Origin of the sequence: Desulfonema magnum (genome assembly GCF_017377395.1) — a bacterium.
GTDB classification, from domain to species: Bacteria; Desulfobacterota; Desulfobacteria; order Desulfobacterales; family 4be13; genus Desulfonema_C; species Desulfonema_C magnum.
The window spans coordinates 2,350,587-2,375,493 of record NZ_CP061800.1; the positions used below are offsets into that span (position 1 = coordinate 2,350,587).

The 24,907-nt window shown below is 44.6% G+C and carries 26 protein-coding genes and 1 tRNA gene; 20 read left to right on the forward strand and 7 right to left on the reverse strand.

Features of this window, described 5'->3' with window-relative positions; translation table 11 throughout:
• The 4 genes from secG (at position 1) to dnm_RS09505 (ending at position 1,937) form a co-directional block, all read left to right on the forward strand.
• A complete protein-coding gene (gene secG / locus dnm_RS09490; RefSeq protein WP_207682417.1) occupies positions 1 to 366 on the forward strand; it encodes a preprotein translocase subunit SecG in 366 nt (121 codons plus the stop codon).
• A 21-nt stretch (positions 367 to 387) separates the two neighbouring features.
• Positions 388 to 474 (forward strand) — tRNA-Leu (locus dnm_RS09495).
• Positions 475 to 968: 494 nt separating this feature from the next.
• A complete protein-coding gene (locus dnm_RS09500) occupies positions 969 to 1,490 on the forward strand; it encodes a hypothetical protein (protein ID WP_207682418.1) in 522 nt (173 codons plus the stop codon).
• A gap of 204 nt (positions 1,491 to 1,694) precedes the next feature.
• Positions 1,695 to 1,937 carry a hypothetical protein gene (locus dnm_RS09505; protein ID WP_207682419.1) on the forward strand — a complete coding sequence of 81 codons (243 nt, stop codon included), beginning with the start codon at positions 1,695 to 1,697 and terminating at the stop codon, positions 1,935 to 1,937.
• Between the two features lie 160 nt (positions 1,938 to 2,097).
• Here dnm_RS09505 and dnm_RS09510 read toward each other — a convergent pair whose 3' ends face one another.
• Positions 2,098 to 2,385, reverse strand: a complete 288-nt coding sequence (locus dnm_RS09510; RefSeq protein ID WP_207682420.1) for a chemotaxis protein CheW — start codon at positions 2,383 to 2,385, stop codon at positions 2,098 to 2,100.
• A gap of 510 nt (positions 2,386 to 2,895) precedes the next feature.
• Here dnm_RS09510 and dnm_RS09515 point away from each other — a divergent pair.
• Complete coding sequence (locus tag dnm_RS09515) at positions 2,896 to 4,515, forward strand: OmpA family protein (protein WP_207682421.1); 1,620 nt, start codon at positions 2,896 to 2,898, stop codon at positions 4,513 to 4,515.
• A gap of 121 nt (positions 4,516 to 4,636) precedes the next feature.
• Here the strand turns inward: dnm_RS09515 and dnm_RS09520 are convergent, their stop codons facing one another.
• Genes dnm_RS09520 through dnm_RS09530 form a run of 4 tightly spaced genes read right to left on the reverse strand, consistent with a single transcriptional unit; the run spans position 4,637 to position 8,646 of the window.
• Positions 4,637 to 6,688 (reverse strand): SUMF1/EgtB/PvdO family nonheme iron enzyme, encoded by a 2,052-nt coding sequence (locus dnm_RS09520; RefSeq protein ID WP_207682422.1) that lies wholly within the window; start codon positions 6,686 to 6,688, stop codon positions 4,637 to 4,639.
• Entirely contained in the window at positions 6,661 to 8,346 is a 1,686-nt protein-coding gene (maoP, locus tag dnm_RS09525; protein WP_207682423.1) for a DUF413 domain-containing protein, read from the reverse strand. The genes dnm_RS09520 and maoP overlap by 28 nt, the downstream gene beginning before the upstream one ends.
• 1 nt (position 8,347) lies before the next feature.
• Complete coding sequence (locus tag dnm_RS31230) at positions 8,348 to 8,473, reverse strand: hypothetical protein (protein WP_276571871.1); 126 nt, start codon at positions 8,471 to 8,473, stop codon at positions 8,348 to 8,350.
• A complete protein-coding gene (locus dnm_RS09530) occupies positions 8,470 to 8,646 on the reverse strand; it encodes a hypothetical protein (RefSeq protein ID WP_207682424.1) in 177 nt (58 codons plus the stop codon). Before dnm_RS09530 ends, dnm_RS31230 begins: the two co-directional genes overlap by 4 nt.
• Positions 8,647 to 9,602: 956 nt before the next feature.
• On the opposite strand from dnm_RS09530, the gene dnm_RS09535 reads away from it, so the two are divergent.
• The 9 genes from dnm_RS09535 to dnm_RS09575 all read left to right on the forward strand — a co-directional run bounded on the left by dnm_RS09535 (position 9,603) and on the right by dnm_RS09575 (position 16,722).
• Complete coding sequence (locus dnm_RS09535) at positions 9,603 to 10,430, forward strand: DUF3276 family protein (protein ID WP_207682425.1); 828 nt, start codon at positions 9,603 to 9,605, stop codon at positions 10,428 to 10,430.
• A gap of 174 nt (positions 10,431 to 10,604) precedes the next feature.
• Positions 10,605 to 12,068: a catalase gene (locus tag dnm_RS09540; protein WP_207682426.1), complete on the forward strand. Its 1,464-nt coding sequence runs from the start codon at positions 10,605 to 10,607 to the stop codon at positions 12,066 to 12,068.
• A 112-nt stretch (positions 12,069 to 12,180) separates the two neighbouring features.
• Positions 12,181 to 12,960, forward strand: a complete 780-nt coding sequence (locus dnm_RS09545; RefSeq protein WP_207682427.1) for a hypothetical protein — start codon at positions 12,181 to 12,183, stop codon at positions 12,958 to 12,960.
• A 47-nt stretch (positions 12,961 to 13,007) separates the two neighbouring features.
• On the forward strand, positions 13,008 to 13,634 hold the full coding sequence (locus dnm_RS09550) for a class I SAM-dependent methyltransferase (RefSeq protein WP_207682428.1): 627 nt from the start codon (positions 13,008 to 13,010) through the stop codon (positions 13,632 to 13,634).
• Positions 13,635 to 13,655: 21 nt separating this feature from the next.
• Positions 13,656 to 14,315, forward strand: coding sequence for a Uma2 family endonuclease (locus dnm_RS09555; RefSeq protein ID WP_207682429.1), 660 nt, complete (start codon positions 13,656 to 13,658; stop codon positions 14,313 to 14,315).
• A 37-nt stretch (positions 14,316 to 14,352) separates the two neighbouring features.
• Entirely contained in the window at positions 14,353 to 14,568 is a 216-nt protein-coding gene (locus tag dnm_RS09560; RefSeq protein WP_207682430.1) for a type II toxin-antitoxin system HicB family antitoxin, read from the forward strand.
• Positions 14,565 to 14,759, forward strand: coding sequence for a type II toxin-antitoxin system HicA family toxin (locus tag dnm_RS31590; RefSeq protein ID WP_207682431.1), 195 nt, complete (start codon positions 14,565 to 14,567; stop codon positions 14,757 to 14,759). The genes dnm_RS09560 and dnm_RS31590 overlap by 4 nt, the downstream gene beginning before the upstream one ends.
• A gap of 167 nt (positions 14,760 to 14,926) precedes the next feature.
• Positions 14,927 to 16,186 (forward strand): 3-phosphoshikimate 1-carboxyvinyltransferase, encoded by a 1,260-nt coding sequence (gene aroA / locus dnm_RS09570; protein ID WP_207682432.1) that lies wholly within the window; start codon positions 14,927 to 14,929, stop codon positions 16,184 to 16,186.
• Positions 16,187 to 16,200: 14 nt separating this feature from the next.
• Complete coding sequence (locus tag dnm_RS09575; RefSeq protein WP_207682433.1) at positions 16,201 to 16,722, forward strand: shikimate kinase; 522 nt, start codon at positions 16,201 to 16,203, stop codon at positions 16,720 to 16,722.
• 25 nt (positions 16,723 to 16,747) lie between these two features.
• Here the strand turns inward: dnm_RS09575 and dnm_RS09580 are convergent, their stop codons facing one another.
• Positions 16,748 to 16,948, reverse strand: coding sequence for a hypothetical protein (locus dnm_RS09580; protein WP_207682434.1), 201 nt, complete (start codon positions 16,946 to 16,948; stop codon positions 16,748 to 16,750).
• Positions 16,949 to 17,928: 980 nt separating this feature from the next.
• Here dnm_RS09580 and dnm_RS09585 point away from each other — a divergent pair.
• On the forward strand, positions 17,929 to 18,384 hold the full coding sequence (locus dnm_RS09585) for a Uma2 family endonuclease (protein WP_246556278.1): 456 nt from the start codon (positions 17,929 to 17,931) through the stop codon (positions 18,382 to 18,384).
• Here the strand turns inward: dnm_RS09585 and dnm_RS09590 are convergent.
• Positions 18,305 to 18,571: a hypothetical protein gene (locus dnm_RS09590; protein WP_207682436.1), complete on the reverse strand. Its 267-nt coding sequence runs from the start codon at positions 18,569 to 18,571 to the stop codon at positions 18,305 to 18,307. The genes dnm_RS09585 and dnm_RS09590 overlap by 80 nt on opposite strands.
• A gap of 24 nt (positions 18,572 to 18,595) precedes the next feature.
• Here dnm_RS09590 and aroC point away from each other — a divergent pair, with 24 nt between their 5' ends.
• From aroC to dnm_RS09615, 5 genes are read left to right on the forward strand one after another with little or no spacing between them, the layout of a single operon-like run.
• Positions 18,596 to 19,666 (forward strand): chorismate synthase, encoded by a 1,071-nt coding sequence (gene aroC, locus dnm_RS09595; RefSeq protein ID WP_207682437.1) that lies wholly within the window; start codon positions 18,596 to 18,598, stop codon positions 19,664 to 19,666.
• 13 nt (positions 19,667 to 19,679) lie between these two features.
• Positions 19,680 to 20,813, forward strand: a complete 1,134-nt coding sequence (locus dnm_RS09600) for a pyridoxal phosphate-dependent aminotransferase (protein WP_207682438.1) — start codon at positions 19,680 to 19,682, stop codon at positions 20,811 to 20,813.
• Positions 20,810 to 21,556 carry a prephenate dehydrogenase/arogenate dehydrogenase family protein gene (locus tag dnm_RS09605; RefSeq protein WP_207682439.1) on the forward strand — a complete coding sequence of 249 codons (747 nt, stop codon included), beginning with the start codon at positions 20,810 to 20,812 and terminating at the stop codon, positions 21,554 to 21,556. Before dnm_RS09600 ends, dnm_RS09605 begins: the two co-directional genes overlap by 4 nt.
• Positions 21,553 to 22,380: a prephenate dehydratase gene (gene pheA, locus dnm_RS09610; RefSeq protein ID WP_207682440.1), complete on the forward strand. Its 828-nt coding sequence runs from the start codon at positions 21,553 to 21,555 to the stop codon at positions 22,378 to 22,380. The genes dnm_RS09605 and pheA overlap by 4 nt, the downstream gene beginning before the upstream one ends.
• A gap of 34 nt (positions 22,381 to 22,414) precedes the next feature.
• On the forward strand, positions 22,415 to 24,904 hold the full coding sequence (locus tag dnm_RS09615; protein ID WP_207682441.1) for a BsuBI/PstI family type II restriction endonuclease: 2,490 nt from the start codon (positions 22,415 to 22,417) through the stop codon (positions 24,902 to 24,904).
• The last annotated feature ends 3 nt before the right edge of the window (positions 24,905 to 24,907 follow it).

Consider the following 24,907-nt stretch of genomic DNA (forward strand, 5'->3'; position numbering starts at 1 on the left):
ATGTCAATATTAGTCGTTGTTATACATGTTATTGTTTGTGTCGCGCTGATTATGATCGTGTTGTTGCAAACTGGAAAAGGGGCAGATATGGGTGCTGCTTTCGGAGGGGGAAGCGGTCAGACCCTTTTCGGAAGTACGGGTGCTTCAACTTTCCTAAGCAAAGCAACAACAGTGGTGGCTATTATGTTCATGGTAACTTCCCTGGGATTGGCTTATCTTTCCAGTCACAGAACCGGGAATTCTATCATGACAGATATAAAAGCTCCGATAGAGCAGCCGGTCACATCTGATAAAAGTGATCAGCCCGAGGCAACGCCTTCACAGCCGGCTGAACCGGTTCAGACCGAAGGAGAACCTCAGGGTTAACTTACATTAAATTCATATTGTGCCGAAGTGGTGGAACTTGGTAGACACGCTATCTTGAGGGGGTAGTGGGCGACGCCCGTGCCGGTTCGATTCCGGCCTTCGGCACCACATAATAAAAAATAAAAGGCGTAACTCTTCGGAGTTACGCCTTTTTTATTACTGCAAAAGTCCCATCAGGACGGCATATTTGCAACATAAGAGAGCGACGACAAACTCATGGCCCCGTCCCTGCGGGACCGGGAAACACGGGTGAATGTGATTTGCGACAAACAGCTTTTTCATAAGCGTTTCTTATCATCCTCTTCTTATACAAAATCCCTGTAGGGAAATGTAAGCGGGCTTTGCTTCATCTTTTTCCGGTCTTTTTTCCGATCCTTTTATTTTCACAGCCTGCTAAGAAAAACGGTTACAATTTTTGTAGGGTGGGTGGAGCGAAGCGCAACCCACCGTTTACTGAATTTCGGTGGGTTCCGCTTCGCTCCACCCACCCTACAGCTACTTTTTTCCGATCCTTTTATTTTCACAGCCTGCTAAGAAAAAATTTGACGGTCACTCAAATTACGCGATGTTGTCATTATTAAAGCGATGTTAAGGAGGTTCTGATGAGAAAAAAAGCAGAAAAAGAAATTCGAAAAGCAGTTTCAACGCTTGACAGCACAGACTGTCACAGAATAGACAGGGTAAGGGCCAGAACATCGCTGACCCGAAAAGTTTTTGATAAAACAATCCTGGATATGGCCAGAGTCGGCACGATTGAGCTGATCAGCAAAAACATCACAGAAGCAGATGACATTGAAATCGGAAACTTCATCAGGCAGGGAGATACCGTCCATGTCAGCTTTTGTTTTACAGATGGTACTGAAAAGGGAGCCAAACATCCGAAAGAACAGTCAGCAATAAGCAACAGACCGAAGATAACGGCGTTGAAATCAGAAAAAAAAGGAGCCGAATATCCAAAAGAGCAATCAAAAGAACAGAAATCTGAAACAGTGAATGTCACCTTACGGAAAATTGACCGTCCGACCTGGGAAGTGTTTCAATATTTATGTGAAGTCCGGGATGGAAAGAAACCTGAACAGAAACTGTTGGAAATGATAAAGGAGTTTAACCGACAGAAAATATAAAGAGCAAACAAAAAATATTCTGAAGAGCAGGGAAGGGTTTATTATCTTCAAAAAATCGCTTCTGCCAATACAGATGATCCGGACATCAATATTCGGGACTTTGGCAATTTATGTTCTGATTTGCCTTGTCGTCGGTGATGAAATAAAATCCAATAATGATTTCTGATGAAAAGAAATTTTAGCTTTAACAAGGGAAGGTGAAACATGAATGAAAAACAACCAGTATATATCAGAGAGTTATCATCCGAAGAAGAAGAACTCCTTGAAATCGGGAAAAAAATCCAGGACGCGGGGCAGGACCCGGTAAAAATACTGAACTATTATTTGGAAGCCCGGGGAACAGCGAAGAAAGCTGCGGATATCGGAAAGCAGGCGCAGAGCTTTTTGATGAAAAAATGGGAAGCTTTTGACAAAGCTTTTAAAGAGCATGATGACAAACCCAAATAAAAACAAAAATTCGTTAATCCGTGTGACCGGAAAAATTAGCCGCGGAAAAATAAAATTTTTTCCAGATATCCCTCATATCAAGCAGAAGTTTTAAACTGTTGCCGACTGTTGCCATTCCGAAAATAAAACGCATGTCCGTCTTTCCGTCAATTTTCGGTGTCTATTCAATGTCTTTTCCTTTAATGCCAAGAATTTCTTTGAAAGAATCCGTAGGAATCCCAAACGGTTGTTTTTCACTGTTGTCTTTAATTTTTAAAACAATAATGCATTTCTGATCTGTATAATCTGCGGCATCCAAACTTAATCTGAGCCTGATATCCGCAATGAGCATCACTTTGTCCCTGAAATTTGCCACTCGTTTGATAAAATCAGGCGCATGTTTGAAAAACTCAGGCCGATGCCTCCGAATATTTTTGCAAAAAAGGTGCTGGATATGGTTGCCAGACACAAACCAATCATTATTATCCCTTCATGGTGGCGGCTGTTCTGGCGGATTCACCGCCTGTTTCCCTCGTTTGGAATATCTCCTGGTCAGAAATTCTTTTCTTGACTGGTAAAAAAAGCTTGATGCGGCGCAAAAGAGTTAATATTAAATACGAAGAAACTTATGGGTATCTGAATCCCGGAACAAAAGGACAACTGAAAACTGTCCCGGCAGTTTATTGCCGGATTCAGATCAGCCTGTTGTGTTCCAAAGAAGGGGGATGTATTTACAAAGTGGCGCAGTGCAGCTTTGAGCGGAAAGTCCGATTCTACGAAAAAATACAGAAAACAGGCCGATAAAATGACAGTCATCTCCCCCGATGACAGATGATCAGGCAAAAATTGTGGCAAAAGACATGAGGGTTGTGATTTACAGTTATGCAGAGGATGTGGAGATGCTTTGAACCGGGGAGGCTGAACTTGAAAACCGCACCCTGAATCAAGGTCAACAATAATTTTTTATAATGAGGTTAATATGATAAGACAGATTATATTGTTCCTGATGGTAATTTTTTGTTTCTTTTTTGCTTCTTGTGTGAAAAAATGTCCAATATGTCCGATTCTCAGTCAGGAAATTGAAAAGGAACGTGAGGTTGCCGGAAAAGAACTGGCAGAATTTGAATCAGGTGTACGGTATCTGGCAAAAGACGTGCTTTATCAACTCTTCCGGGTTCCCTGTGATCCCGATAAAAGAGAAATAATTACACTAAAAGAATTCACCAATTTTGATTCTGAAAACAAGCGTGACACCAGAAAAATCATTGAATCTCTGATGGCAGAGGAATTCACAAAGGGAAACAGATTTACTGTTGCGCTAAGTGACAGCAGTATCCGGCCGGACTACATCCTGAGATGTGCGTTATCTTTTGAGGAATTTCAGGGAATGAGAAGACCCCGGCTGAATGTCTCAGTAACAGATACGGATCAGCTAATCATTGCTCAGGCAAATGTGCGGTTTTTATCCTTTGACTGCCCCGTTTCCGAGCTATCTGAAAAAACTCGCAAAGACCTGATGGAATTCAGACCGGGAATCCGCTATCTGGCAAGACAGATGCTCTGTCAGTTGCTTGAGGACTCCTTCAGCATGAGAAAAAAACTCATCCGGTTCGGAGAATTCAATAATCTTAATCCCAGCTACAGACTTAAAGCCGAAAACAATATTATGACATTCATAATTGAGGAACTCGGAGACAAGTTTCTTTTTGCATCAAAAGAAAGCGAAGAGCAGCCGGACTATATTGTGGAAGGGACCTTGTTTTTTGATCAGGAAACCGGTCATTCAGTCCCCCACTTACAAATCCGGGCCTTAGATACCGAAAGCAAGATCATCAGGGCAAAAGTCAGTGCGAGATTTCTGTCTTTTCCCAGTGATCAGAGCGCACTTGATAAACAACTGGCATTTGCGCACGAAGCTGACAAGGATGAGATAAGACGTTCGGAACTGAACCGGGGAGATGAAGTCCCTGACGAGTCTTTTCCTGATTTGGCGATAGAAAAATTTATTGACAAGGCAAACAATTTATTTCTGGAAGGAGAATATCAGAAAGCAATCTCTCTTTATGAACAGATATTAAGCGCGGTGGAATATGGCGGACAAAAATTTGAGAAATTATGCAACCTGTTATACACAGCATATTATCAGGAAAAAGAACTGGACAAATCCGGAAAATATCTCAGGGACCTGATTTCAGAAAAAGTGAAATCCGGCACAAAGATTCCCTTCAAGCCCCGGTTTAAACAAAATTCAGATGACTTCATCGAAACAGAAAGAGAAGAATATGAATTTATTCTGAAAACAATCGGCAAATATTTTAAAAACAATCCGGATATCTGTTTTGCTGTTTATGGTCACACCAGCATAACGGGCAGTGACAGAAGCAACTGTTTCTTATCAAAACTACGTGCAAAAAAAGTAGCTGACCTCCTGAATATCTCTCCGGAGCGATACAAAGTAATCGGCAGAGCCTCTGCAAACTGCAACATTTGCACAGGTGAAAACGAAGCAGACCGGAGGGTGGAATTCAAAATTCTGAAACCCGGGTATGAACCAGAGGAGGTCCTGCCCTGTATGAAATACTTAAAGCGGCAAAGATAAAATCAAGGAAGAATTCAGCAGCGGCTGGAAATATCCTGATAATTTGTTACCGGGCAGCTCCTGCTGAGTCAGCATATTCTGTCGGATATGCCTTTCTTTTTTTTCACTAAATTCCTAATTTTCAATCCAGATCTCTTACCACACGAAAACCAATGAATCTTTCCTTTGTCTCCGGGGGATAGAGCAGCCTGAGTTTTTTCACCTGCTCCCGTTCCTGAATGATCAGTATGCTCCGGGCACCGGTATTCCATGCCCCTCCTTTTAAAACACTGCCCTGATCAGGGTCTTTTACCCATTCCCATACGTTGCCCAGCATGTCGTACAATTTAAAATTATTAGGCTTGAAATTGCCCACGGGAGCCGTGCGGACATAATGATCATTGCAACTGATTTTCAACGCCACAGCATCAGCCTTCAGCGCGGTTTCATCGGCCACATTGGCATATTGGCACGCGTTATCAGGATTATCTCCCCAATAGTAAAGCGTTCTTCTGCCTCCGAGTGCGGCATATTCCCATTCCCGTGTAGTTGGCAGGCGATAGCGTCGGCCGGTTTCCCTGCTCAACCATTTTACATAGTTCCAGGCATCATGCCAGGACACATAAATTACTGGCATATTCCTGCCCAGCCATTTTTCATCAATAGGCAGTTCGGCTATTCTTTCAAGGAGAATCTGAGACCATTTTTTTCTGCTTTGTCTTTCGCAAAAGTCGTCATACGCGCCAAAAGTGATTTCATATTTGCTGATCCAGAATTTTCCCAAGTTGACCATGAGCGGCGAAAAAGGTTTGTCATATTTTTCATTCAGCGGCGGCGGAATTCTTTCTAATTTTCTTTTGAATCTTAACAATGCCATATGTCTGGGAAAAACCTTAAGACCTCTTTTCAAAAGTATTTCCGCCTCCCGTATTTTATCATCATCCATAGCCTGTTTTGCGAAAAATAAATATCGATCCGCGATATCCCTTATCCCGTGTTTTGCTGTCTGATTATCCGGGTCACTCCTCAGCACCTTCCGATATATCTCAAAAGCGTTTTTCCCGGGAGGCTTGGTCAGATAATTTTCATCTATATATTTCTGAGCTATCTCGAGCAGGGGAATAATTTCCGAGGGACCGAATTCTTTTGCCCCGATGTGGGTGAGGACCTGCTGGGCATCCTCGCTGCCCGGATATTTTTCTATCACGGCCTCAGCATAAACCCGGGCCTCATCATATTTTTTCTGTTTCACAGATGTTTTTGCTTTTTCAATTAACGCACCGATGATCAGCTGTTCAAGGCGATCCAAGGCCGCGTCCGCATCTGCTTCGGATTCAAGATGTTTTGCTGCTTCCTGGGCTTTTTTCTGATAATTCGTGGCTTGTTCCGGCGAGGCTTCTGAAAGGGCTTTGTTGGCAAGATCAGCATAGAGAAACACAGTATCTTTTAATATCTGCCGGGCACTCTGATTTTCCGGATCCGTATGTAGAATCGTCAATGCGTGGGATACCGCGTCATCATATTTTTTTCCCTCCAGTGCCTCAATTGCCTTTTCAATCAGCGTTTCTGTTTCTGATTTTTTCTCAAGTTCAAATGTAACTTCGGACAACTGGGTCGAATGAACCTGTATGAATTGGGATTGGATATGACCGTCAGCCCCCGCGCTGACATCTGCCTCACCGACCGGAATATCTTCACACAGCAGCGGCTGACTTCTGTTGGCTATTCCTTTGTATTCATTATTGACATAGACCTCCGCATCCTGGACATCCACAATGACCCGGATACTTCCGGTTTTCGGAGTCTGAGTAAAGGTGAACGTCACCGTGTCCGTGTCTGTCCTGTTATCACTGTCTGTAACACTGACAGCAATGGCCGCGTGTGCAGGGGGAACACCGTCCGCGGTGTCCGGAGGAATATAATAAACAATCTGACTTGTTGTGTCATCTCCTCTGAACTTGCCGCCTGACGGCGATGGCGGATCAATTTTCCATTGAAACTTGAAATGTTCCTTATTGGTCTGTGTCTGAGCTTCCATTCTTATTTGTTTTGAGGTCGGGATTTGTATCTCTCGTGTATCAGTGTCTGTCTCAAGCCTTACCTGTGGCTGGGCATACCCCCCTGTAAAAAGCAATAATATGCTGAACACACTAATGATAAATATTTTCAAAACCCGCTGATATGTCCCGTACATTTTGAATCATTCCTCCCTGAACCATATATGTCTTTACTGTGAGCAATCTGTAGCTCTGATTTTTCTGAACTGGTTTTATCAGACGCGGTTTTATAGTCAAGCATAAAAAAATCATGCCAGCGGACCCCCTTCAAATCTGCGGGCCATAAGATTGTTTCCCGCACACCTGACTGAGCGGACTGAATCTCAGGATAGCCATATTGAACTGGCTTCTGAGCAGCCTGAATTTTTTTGTATTTAAGATATGCCCTTTCATGAGAACTGCTCGGATGCCGCTGACCTTGACAGACCCATTGAAAATGTTTTTGTGCCTCTGTCCTCGGGATGCGACTGCCTTTGTCAAGAGACCGATAAAATTTATAATGTTTTCCAATAAGTTCTTTTTCTTTGCTTGTGAGTTGGTAATGAAGATGCCGCACGATGCTCCCCGTGTGAAACCGGCCGGTATTCTCCTGGTATGTTGTTTTTTTCCGGCCAAGGACAATGGGACTTTTCACCTTCCCGATGTGCTTACAGGTTTTACAGTATCTTCCGTTAATCCTTTGAATCGTCCGACAGCAATAAGGCCCGGGGCTGTCCAGCGCGTGACGGATTTTTGCCTCTGTCTCTTCAGGTGTATATTCCGGGTAAGGCTCGGAGAGCTTGTGAGAAAGCTGTCTGCCATCTTTGCATCTGGCCGCGATGGTGAGTAAAATATACCAGTCCGGCTCGGAAAGTGTTTTTGCGTCATCCCGGCAATGCGCGATAAAGGCGCATTCCTCTGCTACCCGCTGAAAATCAGACAGCGGATAGGCTGATTTCGGTGAATAGCCAGTATATTCTGCCAGTTGGGAATTTTCATCTCCAGTCAGCGTCTGACTCAGATTCCATTCGCTTATCAGATCATCTAAGACAGACACGGTATTTTTTTGAATTCCTGCCAGTATATCCCATTGATTTTTATAAGGCGTTATGAATCCCGAATCCGGATTTAAGAACAGCGTATGACCGTTTTTTGCCGCTTTTCCCTGGAAAGGCAGCGCAATGAGATTGCCAAAGCCTTTTCCTGAGAGCTTGTCCTGATTGGGAAACAGACGGTCAAAACTTGAAAGTTCCATGTTATCTTTTATGACTTCCGCTTCCTGAAGCAGCGCAAAAATCACAACCCGGGCTTTCCGGGCAGGCACAGGGCCTTCAAAAAAGATAAATGCGTGATACCCGGTTCCTGATTTTGATCTTAAAATATAACAGGGGATTTCCTGGAGCTGGCAGACTTCGTAAAACGCCCTGATGTCATGAAGGGGGGACAGATTTTTTTTATGATTATCAAAGTCAGCAGCGATAAAATAACAGGTATTATCTGAAAATAAAGGATAAACACCCAATATATGCTTTCCCATGAAATGATCATAAATAAGCGAGTCTGAAAGCGGCATATAGGCTTTATTTTCGCAGGCAGCGCAGGTGACTTTCATGCCTCGTTTCTGACATCTGAGGTATTGCCATTCATTTCTGCATATCGGTGAATAACCGCTCCTCCCGGTTTTGGCGGATATCCAGTGTCTGGGAACAACATCCTCACGTCCTTTGAAAATTTCCCGGAACAGTTTAATTTTATCAAATTTTGTCATCACTCTGACCATTTCCGAGGGGCGGTGAAGCATAGCTTTACCTGCCATTTTATTCAGTTATCCCTGTAGTCCACCACATCATCTCGTTCCCATGCTTTGCGTGGGAATGCAGAAAAGACGCTTCATCTCGTTCCCATGCTTTGCGTGGGAATGCAGAGGGGACGCTTCGCGTCATTTCGTTCCCATACACATCATCTCGTTCATCTCATTCCCATGCTTTAATCTCGTTCCCATGCTTTGCGTGGGAATGCAGAGGGGACGCTTCGCGTCATTTCTCGTTCCCATACACATCATCTCGTTAATCTCGTTCCCATGCTTTCCATGGGAACGAGGAGCCGAGGAACACAAGAAGCATCTGCTGACCCTATGTGTTATTACGACCCTGATGAAGAATTTTTCAAAGAACAAAATAAAAAACAGGTTCTCAACGCATGTTCTGCGTTAAAAAATATTGAAAATATTAATAGGTTATAAAATCAACCAGCATCAGACAATATGCCTGAATAACAGACCTTCCGGAACAGGCAGACGCGGAACCTTCGCACCGAGATTGAGGTCTTGTTCGAAATCATTGCCTGATAATCAGGAAAACAAAATACGGATCAAAGCAAAAAAATTCTGATCACCTGTCATCAGTGCCCGAGCAAATAAATTCTGAGGAGTGAAATTTGGAAAAACCGAACGCATGAAAATTATGCAGTACACCACTTTGAAAGTTCCTCCCCCCTGATAGCTTTGGCAACAGAGTTGTTCCTAAATAAATAATGCCACAAAGACACGAAGGCGCGAGGGCCTCACGAAGGGTTTTTGTGTGCCTTTGTGCTTTTGTGTCTCTGTGGCATTATGAGCTGCACGTCCGCGTCATATTTTACATCTCAGCAACCCGTCAGAACGTATTTGGTCAGGCACTGAATTCTAAACGTCAATGGCAGCGTCTGTGCTTTGGCCGAGGTTGGCGGAATTTTTTCTAATACGGTTTTTTCTTACCTTGAAACAGAATGCGGACTGTTTCAGTGGCTCTATCCGGAATTATCATACCTCGGTATGAACATGTGGAAAATGACAAAAGAGTACTACGACCATGCGAATTTTCGCATCCATTGCAGGGAAATGTTAAAATGCCCGCTGATCCAGTTTACTAAGTCGGAATATCAGACTCATCAGGTCAGAAACTTTCGGATAACGCCTTGAAAGGGCGATTTATTAAGGTTCGGGATGACACTGAAAAAAGTTTGTTCTTGACAAATGTTCTTCTGTTTCATATCACAAAGCTGCTTGAATGTATATAAAAATGGAAATAGCTTATGACAGAAGCTCATGTTGTGATTATTCTGACAGAACTGATTCTTTTGATAAGTATTCTGTGGCTTTGTAAGAAAAATCTCCGTGAAAAAAATACGCAGATAAAAGAGACTCCGGAAAAAGATTACGCGGATTATCTTCAGTCAAAACATTGGGAAGGACTTAGAAAAAAGGCGCTTGAACGGGCAGATTACAAATGTGAGCTGTGTAAGGGTTCCTATGCAGCTGTTCATCATATCAGATATCCCAAAAAATATCAGGGGGATCACCTTGACAACCTTCTCGTGGTTTGTGAAAAATGTCATGCAAAGTTGCACGGCATTCGTGATGAAACAGCATTTCAAAATTCCGAATCTCAGCATACTGCCAAAAAAATTCCTTTAAAAGCCAGTGAAAAGCTGTTTTCAGAAGAAGTGGTAAAAGGCAGTGGCTGTGCTTATTTTTTTGATGTTGAATATTCCCCTGCCGGAGAAAAACAATTGGTGATCACTGAGGACAGACCCTCAAAACAAAATACATTCGGAGATTACCGTATTTCCGTGACTGAAGCAAATCTGAATACTTTTGCAAGACAGATCAGAACGACATTCGAGATGATGACAACACAAAACGAACTGTATTCGGAGAAACTGCTGACATCTGATCGTACTTATTTTTTTGATGTGAAAATAGCGGTTAACGGACGAAAATATGTGGCAATAGCAGAATCCAAACGAATAGCCCCGGGATCTTTTGAGCGAAGCAGCATAACTGTTTTTGAAAATGTTATGCATCCGTTTGCCAGCGGTTTGGAAAACGCATTTAAGTTCCTGAATATCAGTTCATTTTGAAAAACGCTTTGTATTTTATTTTTTAAATAACGGAGAATAACAGGGATTTTCCATACAGAAAATTGCTGATTATGGGAAATCACAGATCAAGTGCATATAAACAGCAGGGTTCCGAATCCGGATATGACTCCATATCTGTCAATCGGAACACTGTACTGAAAAAGGAGGTTTCAAATGGCAGAAAAGAAGAAACTGACCAACAACGCGGGTGCCCCTGTAGCTGATAACCAGAATGTCATGACTGCCGGACCTCGCGGTCCTATGCTGCTACAGGATGTCTGGTATCTGGAAAAACTTGCCCATTTTGACCGGGAGGTGATCCCTGAACGACGTATGCACGCCAAAGGCTCCGGAGCTTACGGAACCTTTACTGTCACCCATGACATCACCCGTTATACCAAGGCTAAAATATTTTCCCAAGTGGGAAAGAAAACTGAACTTTTCACCCGTTTTTCCACGGTGGCCGGTGAGCGCGGTGCCGCGGACGCCGAGCGTGACATCCGGGGCTTTGCAGTCAAATTCTATACAGAGGAAGGGAACTGGGATCTGGTGGGCAACAACACACCTGTATTTTTTCTGCGTGATCCGCTCAAATTCCCGGATCTGAACCACGCGGTCAAGCGGGATCCCCGCACCAATATGCGCAGCGCCCGCAACAACTGGGATTTCTGGACATCCTTGCCGGAGGCACTCCACCAAGTCACCATTGTTATGAGCGACCGGGGCATTCCCAGTTCCTACCGCCATATGCACGGCTTTGGCAGTCACACCTTCAGTCTCATCAGCGCAAAAAACGAAAGATACTGGGTCAAATTTCATCTTCGTACACAGCAGGGGATCCAAAACCTGACCGATGAAGAGGCTGAGGCAGTCATTGGCAAGTGCAGGGAAAGCCACCAGCGTGATCTGTACGAAAGCATTGAACAGGGCAAATTTCCGCGATGGACCATGTTTATCCAGGTGATGCCGGAGAAAGACGCGGCCACCTGTCCTTACAATCCCTTTGATCTCACCAAGGTCTGGTTCCATAAGGACTACCCCCTGATTGAAGTGGGGGTGCTTGAACTGAACCGTAACCCGGAAAACTATTTTGCCGAGGTCGAACAGTCAGCTTTCAATCCGGCCAGCATCGTGCCGGGCATCGGTTTCTCACCGGACAAAATGTTGCAGGGACGTCTGTTTTCCTATGCGGATGCCCAGCGTTACCGGCTCGGCGTGAATCACCACCTGATTCCGGTCAATGCTTCCCGGTGTCCGTTTCACAGTTACCACCGTGACGGTTCCATGAGGGTTGACGGCAATTATGGCAGCACCCTGGGGTATGAGCCTAACAGTTACGGCGAATGGCAGCAGCAGCCGGATTTTGCCGAACCGCCCCTCAGTCTGGAAGGTGCGGCTGATCACTGGGATCATCGTGAGGATAAAGATTACTATTCCCAGCCCGGCCTGCTTTTTCGCCTGATGAGCCCTGAGCAGCAGTCACTCCTCTTTGCCAATACGGCCCGGGCTATCGGCGACGCGCCAAAAGAGATTCAGATCCGCCATATTGGCAACTGTCTGAAAGCGGATCCGGCTTATGGCAAAGGTGTAGCCGATGCACTTGGCATCCCGCTTAACGAAATCCCCAAAGAGACATAAAACCGTCATCAAACCGAACAGGGCGGGCAGGCATTGCCCACCCTGATTTACACATCCGAAAAAATCAGCCACAAAGACACAAAGTCACCACAAAGAGACTTTGTGAGACTTCGTGCCTTCGTGGCAAAAAAACGGATGTGTCCCCCCTTTTACACATCCGAAAAAATCAGCCACAAAGACACAAAGACACAAAGTCACCACAAAGAGACTTTGTGAGACTTCGTGCCTTCGTGCCTTCGTGGCAAAAAACGGATGTGTCCCCCCTTTTACACATCCGAAAAAATCAGCCACAAAGACACAAAGACACAAAGTCACCACAAAGAGACTTTGTGAGACTTCGTGCCTTCGTGCCTTCGTGGCAAAAAAACGGATGTGTCCCCCCTTTTACACATCCGAAAAAATCAGCCACAAAGACACAAAGACACCACAAAGAGACTTCGTGAGACTTTGCGCCTTCGTGCCTTCGTGGCAAAAAACGGATGTGTCCCCCCTTTTCCTAGTTCCGCCTTTAAGCGGTGTGACTCCGCCTAAAGGCAGAACTACAAACTTTATTCTTGAAAATCCAGTTAAGAAGTTCTTCAAAAACGTTATCCTCTCATCTCCCGGTGTTTATAATATTATTCAGCGCGGCCGCAACCGTTCAGAATGGGAAGCAGTCATGGTTTATATTTCTTATACAACACTGAGATATCCTGCCTGCATCTTTCAGCAACACTCCAATGTTGTTCTTCTCACGCATCAGCCTGAAAAACGCTTTGCAATTTTATTCATTTTATGCGATAAAAAAATATATGGAAACAAGGGAATACCTCTTTGGGTACTTAGGGAACATGAAATAAATAATATACCCGATACAAAAAATGGGTATTTTATTTTTGGGGAAATCCCTTAGTAATCCTGAGTGTTATGGCATAGAAATAAAAAACAAGGAGCATGGATATGAGTTTTTCAACATTTTTCTCAAAACAGGCCAGAAAACCGTCCGGAATATTCGGGCGATTTGTCGCATCCCGAATTTTCGACAAAAAAAATGTTGAAATGAATGATTTTATAAAGGAACTGATGACCATACAACAACATGATCATATTCTGGAAATTGGTTTTGGCACAGGAAATCTGATGAATGAGATAGCTGAACTCGCAAATCAGGGAATTGTTCAAGGGATTGATTTTTCAGATACAATGGTATCTGTGGCGCAAAAGAGAAACAGGAAACATATTGCCAGCGGCAGAGTCATCATCCGCCAGGGGGATTTTGATGAAATACCATATGATCATAACAAGTTTGACAAAATATGCAGCACAAATACAATATACTTCTGGCAGGACCCGGAAAAAACACTTCAAAAGATATTGAATCTTTTAAAGACCGGAGGGAAGCTGATGCTGGGTTTCCATAATAAGACACATCTGGAAAAAATGTCACTTAACTGGGATGTGTTTCGTGCTTATTCTCAGGATGATGTAAAGACGCTTTTAATAAATGCAGGTTTTACAGGCGGGGTTGATATCATGTCAAGAAAAGGAAAAGAAGCGGTTTCTTATTGTGCTGTGGCTGCGAAGTAAAATATGTAATGGGAGATTATCATGGAAATCATATTAAAACCAATTATCAGTTCTCCAAAGCTGGTCCTGTATCTTCGGGAATTGGAAAGCATTGTCGAGGCGGAAGACAAAAAGCGGCGATATTTTTATGAAGAAATTTCCGAAGACCAGAAAGCTGAGTTTATTAACGGAGAACTTGTGATGCATTCGCCCGCGAAACTGAGACATACCGTTGTTTGTAAATTTCTCTCGGAACTTCTCGACACTTATGTTCGAATACATGGCTTCGGCCATGTTGGCAGTGAAAAACTGCTTGTTTCATTGACCCGTAACGACTACGAACCTGATATTTGCTTTTTCTCCAAAGAAAAGTCGGCTGAATTTTTCCCGGATCAGATGAAATTCCCCGCACCCGATTTTATAGCGGAAATCCTTTCCCCGAGTACAGAGGAAAAAGACCGGGTTATAAAATTCACAGATTATGCAGCACACGGTGTGAGCGAATACTGGATCATTGACCCTGACAAGGAAATCGTGGAACAGTATGCTCTCAGAGGGGATGCTTACGAACTTTTGCTAAAAGTAAAACACGGAATTCTCCAAAGTCATGCAATCTCGGGCTTTGAAATTCCTGTCCGTGCGATCTTTGACGAAAAAGAAAACTTGGATATGCTGAGAAAGATTCTTTCAGAAAAGGAATAAAATTTACGGCAAAAAATTTTTAAATAAGGAGAATACTATGAAACGCCATTTCACAGCAGTTATCATTAAGAGCGGTGACTGGTTTGCCGGTACGGTAAAAGAATTATCCGGAGTTCATACTCAGGGTAAGACAATTGATGAAGTCAGGGAAAATCTGAAAGAGGCAATAACAATGGTAATTGAATCTAATATCAGGCATTTCACCGAAGCTTCAAAGGAATATATTGAAGAAGATATTGTGGTTAATTTGTGAAACGAAAAGATTTAATACGATATTTGTTATCAAAAGGTTGTGTCAGGGAACGAGAGGGAAGAAAGCATACATTGTTTTATAATCCGGAAACAAAGAGTTCTGGCACCGTTCCAAGACATAGGGAGATTAATAATTTTACAGTTCATGGCATATGCAAGGAACTTGGCATTCCGGTTGTAAGAATTCGATAACCTGTTAACCAATAAATAAAATAAGTACCTGATCATAAATTTTCGGATATAAGACCTTCGAGCTTTCTATTTTTAAAATTGTTTTTTCCGCACTTGAGAAATAGGCGTAATAAAAATAAAACCAACCATTCCTCGTGATTCAGCAACAGTTAGGAGTAATTCATTTTATGCTTGAAATAAAACCCCGAAACATAGCAAACGCCCAAATTACCGTGCCCGGGTCAAAGAGCTACACCCACAGAATTCTCATTGCCTCGGGCCTGTCTGACGGTCTGTGTACCATCGAAAACGCCCTGAAAAGCGAAGACACGCTTCTGACGCTGGGCGCATTAAAACATCTCGGTGTAAAAACAGATGTGAACGATAACAACATCACCATACACGGCACAAAAGGCATTCTCAGCCCTTGTGATACGCCGGTCTATCTCGGAAACTCCGGGACATCCGTGCGATTACTCACCGCGGTGGCTGCCCTCGGTAAAGGCACATACACCCTCACCGGCACAGAGCGCATGGCCGAGCGACCCATTCAGGACCTTTTGGACGCACTGCGTCAGATGGGCGTGTCAGCCTGTTCCGTGAATAATAACGGATGTCCTCCGCTCGAAATCACCGGAGGAGAAATAAAGGGCGGAAAGGTCGGATTAAAATGCAAAATCAGCAGTCAGTATCTTTCCGCGCTTCTCCTGATTGCGCCCTATACCCGGGAAGGGCTTGAAATCACTGTTACCGAAGGGCCTGTGTCCAAACCTTACATAGATATGACCGTGGATGTGATGAAGCAGCTTAATGTTGAATTGGCGCGGGACGGATACAATTTTTTTAACATACCCGGAAAACAGGTTTACAAAGCAGGGTCATATCTGGTAGAATCAGATTGTTCCAATGCCGGGTATTTCTGGGCAGCGGCCGCTGTGACCGGGGGAACAGTCAAAGTCAGAGGCATCAGCCGGGACTCACGTCAGGGAGATGTGCGTCTGACAGAGGTTTTTGAAACCATGGGCTGCAAAGTGGTTCAGGAAAAAGACGGACTTGTTGTTTCCGGCGGAAAACTTTCCGCAACAGAGGTGGACATGGCGGATATGCCGGATATGGTTCCCACGCTTGCCGTGGTCGCTGCTTTTGCAGAAGGAACCACAGTCATCAAAAACGTGGCGCATCTCAAGGCAAAAGAGAGTGACCGCCTGACTTCCGTGGCAACAGAACTTTCAAAAATGGGCATCCAGGCCACCTGCACAGACACCGGCCTGATCATCAGAGGCGGCAATCCGCACGGAGCCGAGATTGACACCTACAATGACCATCGCATCGCCATGTGTTTCGCTGTGGCAGGTCTCAGCGTTCCTGGTGTTTTTATTCGGGATGAGAAATGCGTTGAAAAATCCTTTCCAAATTTCTGGGAAGTATTTGAAGAATTAAAAAATTAATTGAGAATTGAGAATTGAATATTTTTTTGATTGGTTACAGATGTACGGGCAAAAGTTCTGTGGGAAAATCTCTTGCGGACAGGCTTGATCTGTCCTTTGCTGATTCAGATTCGGAAGTGGTAAGGGAACAGGGCATAAGTATTTCCGAAATGGTATCAAAACACGGGTGGGATTTTTTCCGTGAAAAAGAACGCGAAGCCATAAAGCGATTAAGTGCGGCAGATAAGCATGTGATTGCCACGGGAGGCGGCGTTGTTCTCAATCCTGAAAATGTAAAAGATATGAAAGAGAACGGCATTGTTGTGTGGTTAAAGGCGACTCCGGAGACAATTAAACAAAGAATTTTGCAGGATGAAAACACAGCCGATTTACGCCCCTCGCTGACATCAAAGGGATTTGTGGAAGAAATTCAGGAAATTCTGTCTGAACGAACCCCGCTTTATGAAAATACCATGGATTTTTACATTGACACAGACCATGTTGGTTTGAATGAGATATGCAGCTTTATTATCAGTAAATTACAACAAAAATCGTGATTCTGAGCAAACCTGACAGCACTTATTAGTCCGGAGTGCCAAACTTACAGTTTGGCAAAGACACTCCGAATAATCTGAAAAGTCCCGTAGGGGCGGCATATTTGTAGCATAAGAGAATTTGCCTCCTTTCCGAGTCCCGTAGGGACGGCATATCCGGCTTGGAAACACGGAGGGATGTCATTGCTACAAAGATGCCGTCCTCACGGGACTTGGGAACACGGGGCATATCATTCCTACAAATATGCCGTCCCCACGGGACTCACAAACACGGGGGGATCTCATTTGCTACAAATATGCCGTCCCTACGGGACTCACAAACACGGGGGGATCTCATTTGCTACAAATATGCCGTCCCTACGGGACTCGCAAACACGGGGGAATCTCATTTGCTACAAATATGCCGTCCCCACGGGACTCGCAAACACGGGGGAATCTCATTTGCTACAAATATGCCGTCCCTACGGGACTCGCAAACACGGGGGGATCTCATTTGCTACAAATATGCCGTCCCTACGGGACTCGCAAACACGGGGGAATCTCATTTGCTACAAATATGCCGTCCCTACGGGACTCGCAAACACGGGGGAATCTCATTTGCTACAAATATGCCGTCCCCACGGGACTCGCAAACACGGGGGAATCTCATTTGCTACAAATATGCCGTCCCTACGGGACTCGCAAACACGGGGGGATCTCATTTGCTACAAATATGCCGTCCCTACGGGACTCGCAAACACGGGGGAATCTCATTTGCTACAAATATGCCGTCCCTACGGGACTCGCAAACACGGGGGAATCTCATTTGCTACAAATATGCCGTCCCTACGGGACTCGCAAACACGGGGGGAATGTCATTGCTATAAATATGCCGTCCCTACGGGACTCGCAAACACGGGGGAATCTCATTTGCTACAAATATGCCGTCCTCACGGGACTCGCAAACACGGGGGAATGTCATTTGCTACAAATATGCCGTCCCCACGGGACTTTTCAAACGCCCTCTAAGGGGAAAAAACCGGGTTTGTTCCCGCTTCGCAGCCTTTTTGTCCTGTGTGCAGAATTTTTATAGAAAAGATGAAACCTATGGCAGCAAATACACTGTATAACCCAGAATCATCTGAAGCCCCGCCTCTGTTCAGCGGCGAAGAGCTGTTTGATATGGGCGACATTGGACGAACTGAGCTGGTTGGAGGAGAATTAATTCGTATGTCCCCTACAGGATATCCCCACGGTATTGCAGAAGCTAAAATCGCTCACACACTCAGTTTGTTTGTTGACCAGCATAAACTTGGTCATGTATTAGTTGGCGAAGTGGGGATTTATATCCGTCGTAATCCGGACACAATTCGAGGCGCTGATGTGATTTATATCTCGGCAGAACGTCTCTCGCAGGCGAAATCAAAAAGTTATCTTGATGTCGCGCCGGAGTTAGTAGTGGAAGTTCTCTCTCCCGGGGACAGATGGAGCGATGTCACTGACAAAATAGACGAATATTTCTCTATCGGCGTTCAGGTCGTATGGATTGCTGACCCCAGACAGAGGCAAATATTTGAGTATCGCTCTCCGACCCAGGTGAAACGTTTCAAGGCTGATGAAACATTATCAGGAGGAGACATCTTGCCCGGATTTGAGATTTCAGTAGCAACATTGTTTGAAACTTGAAACTTGAAACTTGAAACTTGAAACTTGAAACTTGAAACTCGAAACTTGAAACTCGAAACTTGAAACTCGAAACTTGAGACTCGAAACTTGAAACTCGAAACTTGAGACTCGAAACTTGAAACTCGAAACTTGAAACTCGAAACTTGAGACTCGAAACTTGAAACTTGAAACTTGAAACTCGGCTCAAGTTTTAATTTTCAGAGGAGAAATAATGCCAGGAAGTACCTTTGGAACACTATTTAAAATAACAACTTGGGGGGAATCTCATGGAAAAGGCGTCGGTGTTGTTGTTGACGGATGTCCGCCCGGTATTCCCCTTGATGAAGCCACAATTCAGGCCATGATGGATCGCAGAAAACCAGGCAGTTCGTCCGCAAGCACGAGCCGGAAAGAGCCGGACAAAGCCATCATCATGTCGGGCGTTTTCGAGGGAGTGACAACCGGAACCCCCATCATGATCATGATGCACAACAAGGATGCGAAATCCGACGCGTACAAGCCATATGCGGACCTTTTTCGTCCCGGGCACGGCGACATCACATATGAAGCCAAATACGGCATACGGGACTGGCGGGGCGGAGGACGCTCTTCCGCACGGGAAACCGCCGGAAGAGTGGCAGCAGGGGCCGTGGCAAAGGCCTTTTTGGACAGGAAAAATATCAGTGTTTCCGCATACACCACGGCTCTCGGAGGAATCAAAGCAGAGAAACGGGATTTGAATGTGATAAATGAAAACCCGTTTTATTGCCCGGATACGGACGCTGCGGAAGAAATGCAACAGCGGGTACTGGCGGTAAAAAACGAAGGGGATTCCCTGGGAGGAATCGTGGAGATTTTAGCCGCAGGTGTGCCAGCGGGATTGGGAGACCCCGTATTTGACAAGCTGGATGCGGAACTGGCAAAGTCGCTGATGAGTATCGGAGCGGTCAAAGGCGTTGAAATCGGGGCCGGTTTTGAAGCCGCGTCAAAAAAGGGGTCTGAAAATAATGATCCCATCACACCGGAAGGGTTTGCCACGAACAATTCAGGCGGTATTCTCGCGGGCATATCCAACGGAGACAATCTCCTCATGCGTGTGGCCGTAAAGCCGATTCCCTCCATTGCCATTGAACAGAATACCACTGACCGCCAGGGAAATCCCAGGACCATTTCCACAAAAGGGCGCCACGATATTTCCGCGATACCGAGAATTAATGTTGTCTGCGAGGCCATGGTCTGCCTTGTCCTTGCAGATCATTTGTTAAGGCAGAAAGCCATTTTATCCGTAAACAATGACCAATAAACAGTAAACACCAATGAAATTATCAGACAGAATCCAAAGTGTTGAAGAATCAGGAACCGTCAAATTCAGTTCGCTTCTCCAAAAGCTGCGCAAACAAGGCAAAGAGATTATCAGCTTTGCCATAGGCGAGCCTGAGTACGAAACCCCGGGGATCGTCATCGAATCCACGAAAAACGCGCTTGACAGGCATAAAACCAGATACGGTCCGGCCGAGGGCATGCCTGAACTGAGGCAGGAACTGGCAAAAACGTATGAGGGATATGATGCGGATAACATTATCGTATCCAACGGATCAAAACATTCCCTTTACCTCATATTCCAGGTCATTTGTGACCCGTGTGATGAAGTGATTATTCCGAGGCCCTGCTGGACCAGTTTTCCTCAGCAGGTGAGGCTTGCCGGAGGCAAACCGGTCTTTGCGGATACCAACAAAAGCCATCAGTTGGATTGTGAGGAAATTGAAAAGGCCATCACGCCAAAAACAAAAGCCATTCTTATCAATACACCGAACAATCCCACAGGGGCGGTTTATCCGAAAACGGACTTGGAGAAAATCGCCCGAATTTCATCCGAACATGATTTATATATTATTTCAGATGAAGCATATGATTTTTTTATTTATGACGGACTAAAAAACGAAAGTATTTTTGAGTTCAGGGAGATTCGTGACAGGGTTATCATTACAAAAAGTTTTTCCAAAAGCTATAACATGACAGGCTTCAGGGTCGGATATGTCGCTGCTCATAAAAACATTGTAAAGGCCATGTCCAAATGTCAGGGACATTGCACGGGGAATGTTTGCACATTTGCGCAGTATGGCGCGCTGGCTGCGCTTTCTCTTGACGGAGATGTTATTTCGCAGTGGCAAGCCGAACTGGAGAAGAAAAGAGATATTGCCTACGGATATGCGTCAAAATTATTCCATTGCATCAGACCTCAGGGAGCATTTTATCTCTTTCCTGATATATCGAACTATCTGAAAAACGGAGAAACCTCAGAAGACTTTGCCGCTGATCTGCTTGAAAAAACAGGGGTCGCTGTTGTTCCGGGAGAGGCATTCGGAATGGCCGGCCATGTCAGAATATGTTATGCGGTTCCTGAAAATATGCTGAGGAAAGGTTTTGAAAAGATTGCAGAGGCATTATGACCGGAAATATTAAAAAAATTGGCATCATCGGTTTCGGACGGTTCGGAAAGCTTATGACAGGATATCTTGCCCAGGATTTTGAAGTGTTTGTTTACAACAGAAGTGATAAAACATCCGAAATCCGTAAAATCGGGGCTTATCCCACATCGCTCGCGGAAGTCTGCGAACAGGATATGGTTATCCTCACGGTTCCGATCTCCATGATGAATGCGGTTCTCAAAGAGATTTCGCCACTGCTCAGGAAAGATGCGGTGGTCACGGATGTGTGTTCGGTAAAGGAATATCCTGTCAGATGGATGGAAGAACTTCTGCCTGAGACGGTCTCGATTCTGGCGACGCATCCCATGTTCGGTCCGGACAGTGCGGCAGATTCTCTTAGAAAAAGAAAAATTGTTTTATGCAGGAAAAGAATCGAAGACGCTCTGTACAATAAAATAAAATCCTATTTGTCTGCCAAAGGTCTCATTGTGATTGAAACAACACCCGAGGAGCATGACAGGCAGATCGCTGTCAGCCTTGCCCTGACGCATTTTATCGGAAGAACCCTGTCCGAATACGGGGCATCCGAACTTGATATTGACACAGAAGGCTATAAGCGGCTGCTGCATATACTGGGCGTTGTTGAACATGATACCTGGCAGTTGTTCGTGGATATGCACAAGTATAATCCCTATGCCAAAGGGGAGCGTATTGCCTTGACGGAGGCCATGAAAATTATTAATGAGAAATTGGAGGAAAAATGAAAATCGCTTTTCAGGGCATAAAAGGCGCGTACAGCGAGCTGGCCCTTTATGAACATTTTGGCAGAAATGCGGAATCCGTCGGCTTTGACAGTTTTGATGAGATGTTTGAAGCCGTGGCTGACGCGAGTGTTGATTTTGCTGTTGTACCTGTTGAGAATACCATTGCAGGAACCGTGGTTGAAAATTATGATCTGCTGCTTTCCCATGATATTTTTATTGTGGCGGAGATTTTTATGAAAATCCGCCACACGCTTCTTGCGAAAAAAGGCGTTGTTCTCAATGATATTAAGGAAGCCTATTCGCATCCGCACGCGCTTCGGCAGTGCAAAGAATTTCTCAGGACACACAACATAGAACCCATGCCTGTTTATGATACGGCAGGAGCGGCCGAGCGTGTTTCCCAATGGGACAGGAAGGATTGCGCGGCCATAGCGTCCGAGCTGTGTGCTGAAATTTACGGAATGGATATCCTGAGCAAAGATATTCAGACCAATAAAAGCAATACCACCCGTTTTTTTGTGATTATTAAAAAAGAGAATCTCACGGATGAAATTGTTCATGAAAAAACCACCATTGCGTTTAAGATTCAGCATTATCCCGGGGCGCTTGTGGATTGTCTCAAAACCTTCCAGGAAAATCGTCTGAATCTCACAAAACTCGAGTCAAGGCCCATTCCTGAAAACCCGTGGGAATATGTGTTTTATACTGATTTTGACGGCGGCATGGATTCCGAAGTTGTCAGACATACATTGGAGGAGCTGGAACAGCGTTCGCTCTTTATAAAAATTTTGGGGAGTTATCCCAAAGGAACGGATTGTTGGTAATATGTTCCATGTCTCAAATATCAATGAGGGCAGCTTGTCGGACAGAGTGGATTTTTACCGTCTGGACGCGAGCCGAAAGCTGAATCCCAAAATCCGGTCTGAAAAAGGTCAGTTTATGACGCCTGCCTTTGTCGCGCGTTTCATGGCGTCGCTTTTTAAAGAATCGGAAAACTCGGTGAGATTATTGGATCCCGGAGCTGGCATCGGAACGCTCACATCCGCATTTGTTGAAAAAATTTGTTCAGATGCCACGCATCCGGAAACTATAAATATTGTCGCGTATGAGTCAGACACCTTGCTGACTGAGTATCTGAACTTAACATTGACAACCTGCCGTCAGGAATGCGAAAGCGCAGACATAAAATTTTCAGACGAAATTTTACAGAAAGACTTTGTCAAAGCAGGCGTTGAGATAATGAATGACACACTGCCCTTTATGAATCAGGATCATCAGCGTTTCTCCCACGCAATTATCAATCCGCCCTATAAAAAGATACGAAGCAATTCCGAGCATCGCCGAAGACTCAGATCGGTCGGCATAGAAGCAGGTAATCTTTACACCGCGTTTCTTTCTTTAACAATTCATTTGCTGGAACCAGAGGGGGAGCTTGTTGCCATTGTCCCGCGCAGCTTTTGCAACGGCCCTTATTTCAAACCGTTCCGTAAATTGTTTGTGGAGAAAATGGCGATAACTCGCCTTCATGTATTTGAGGCTCGAAATGAAACATTTAAAGATGACGAAGTATTACAGGAGAATGTAATTTTTCATGCTGTAAAGGGAATGAGACCCGCTTCTGTTCTTATTTCCACCAGCAGCGGATCAGATTTTGATACAATGACTGTTCGGCGGGTAAATTATGAGAAGATCATCAGACCGGATGATTCGGATTTGGTCATTCATGTTGTCACAAGTGAAATGGATCAGAACGTTCTGGATCGTATGTCGCTGTTTAAAAACAAATTAGAAGATATTGATGTTGAAGTGTCAACAGGGCCGGTGGTTGACTTCAGGCTTAAAAAATACCTTCGGAATAATCCTCAGTCCGACACCGTCCCCCTGATCTACCCGATGCATATTTTTAATCATTTTATCATCTGGCCCAAAAAAGGAGGACGAAAACCCAATGCCATTTTAAATGAAGGTGATGCCCAAAAATGGCTCCTTCCCAATGGCTATTATACAGTGGTACGCCGTCTGTCTTCCAAAGAAGAACCGCGTCGAATTGTCGCGGCAGTTTATGATCTGAAAAAGGTAAGCGGTAAGGCTGTGGGTTTCGAGAATCATCTGAATATCTTTCATTCCAAGCGAAAAGGGTTGTCACCCGAGCTTGCAAAAGGTCTCGCTGTTTTCCTTAATTCAACGCTTGTGGATGAGTATTTTCGTCAGTTCAGCGGACATACCCAGGTAAATGCCAGTGATTTAAAGATGATAAAATATCCGCCCAGAGAAGTTTTGAAACGGCTGGGAAGTACTGTCGGTAAAATATTTCCGTCCCAGGATATTATTGACGAACTAATTAACACGGAAATTCAGAAGTTGACAAAAATGACCTCATCCGATCCGGTTAAAGCGAAAAAGAAGATTAAGGAAGCGATAACTATTCTTAAAGCATTAGGTTTTCCAAAACCTCAGCAAAATGAACGTTCTGCTCTGACTTTGCTGGCAATGTTAAATATCAGACCGGAGTGTTCCTGGGACGAAGCTTTGGTTCCGCTGATGGGAATTACGCCGATAATGTATTTTTGCCGGGATGAATACGGAAAAGAATATGCTCCGAATACCCGCGAAACCATTCGCAGACAAACCATTCACCAGTTTGTGGATGCAGGGTTGGCAATACCGAATCCTGACCAGCCGGACAGACCCATAAACAGTCCGAAATGGTGTTATCAGATTTCGCCTGAAGCGTATGCGTTAATCAGAACATATGGAACGCCTGAATGGAAAAATAAACTTTCTGTTTATCTCGATAAAAAGGGGAGTCTGTCAAAACGATACGCACGAGAACGCAAGATGCAGATGATCCCTGTAAAAATAGGTGAAAATCAGGAAATTCAACTTTCTCCGGGGAAGCACAGCAAACTCATCAAAGCGATTCTTTACGAATTTGCGCCGCGTTACGCTCCGGATAGCAACGTCGTATATATCGGCGATACCGCAGACAAATGGGGCTATTTTGATCAGGAATTACTTAAAACTCTCGGGGTGGAAGTTGATGCTCATGGAAAAATGCCTGACGTGGTTTTGTATTATGAGGAGAAAAACTGGATTTTGCTGATTGAAGCGGTGACCAGTCACGGACCTGTGGACAGTAAACGACATGATGAGCTGACAACGCTTTTTAAGGACTGCAAATCTGGCATCATTTATGTGACGGCTTTTCCCTCACGTTCGGAGATGGCGAAATATTTAGGTGATATTTCATGGGAAACCGAGGTGTGGATAGCAGATGCTCCCACTCATCTCATCCATTTTGACGGCGAGCGTTTTCTCGGGCCGTATAATTTGGAAAAGGGCAAATAATAT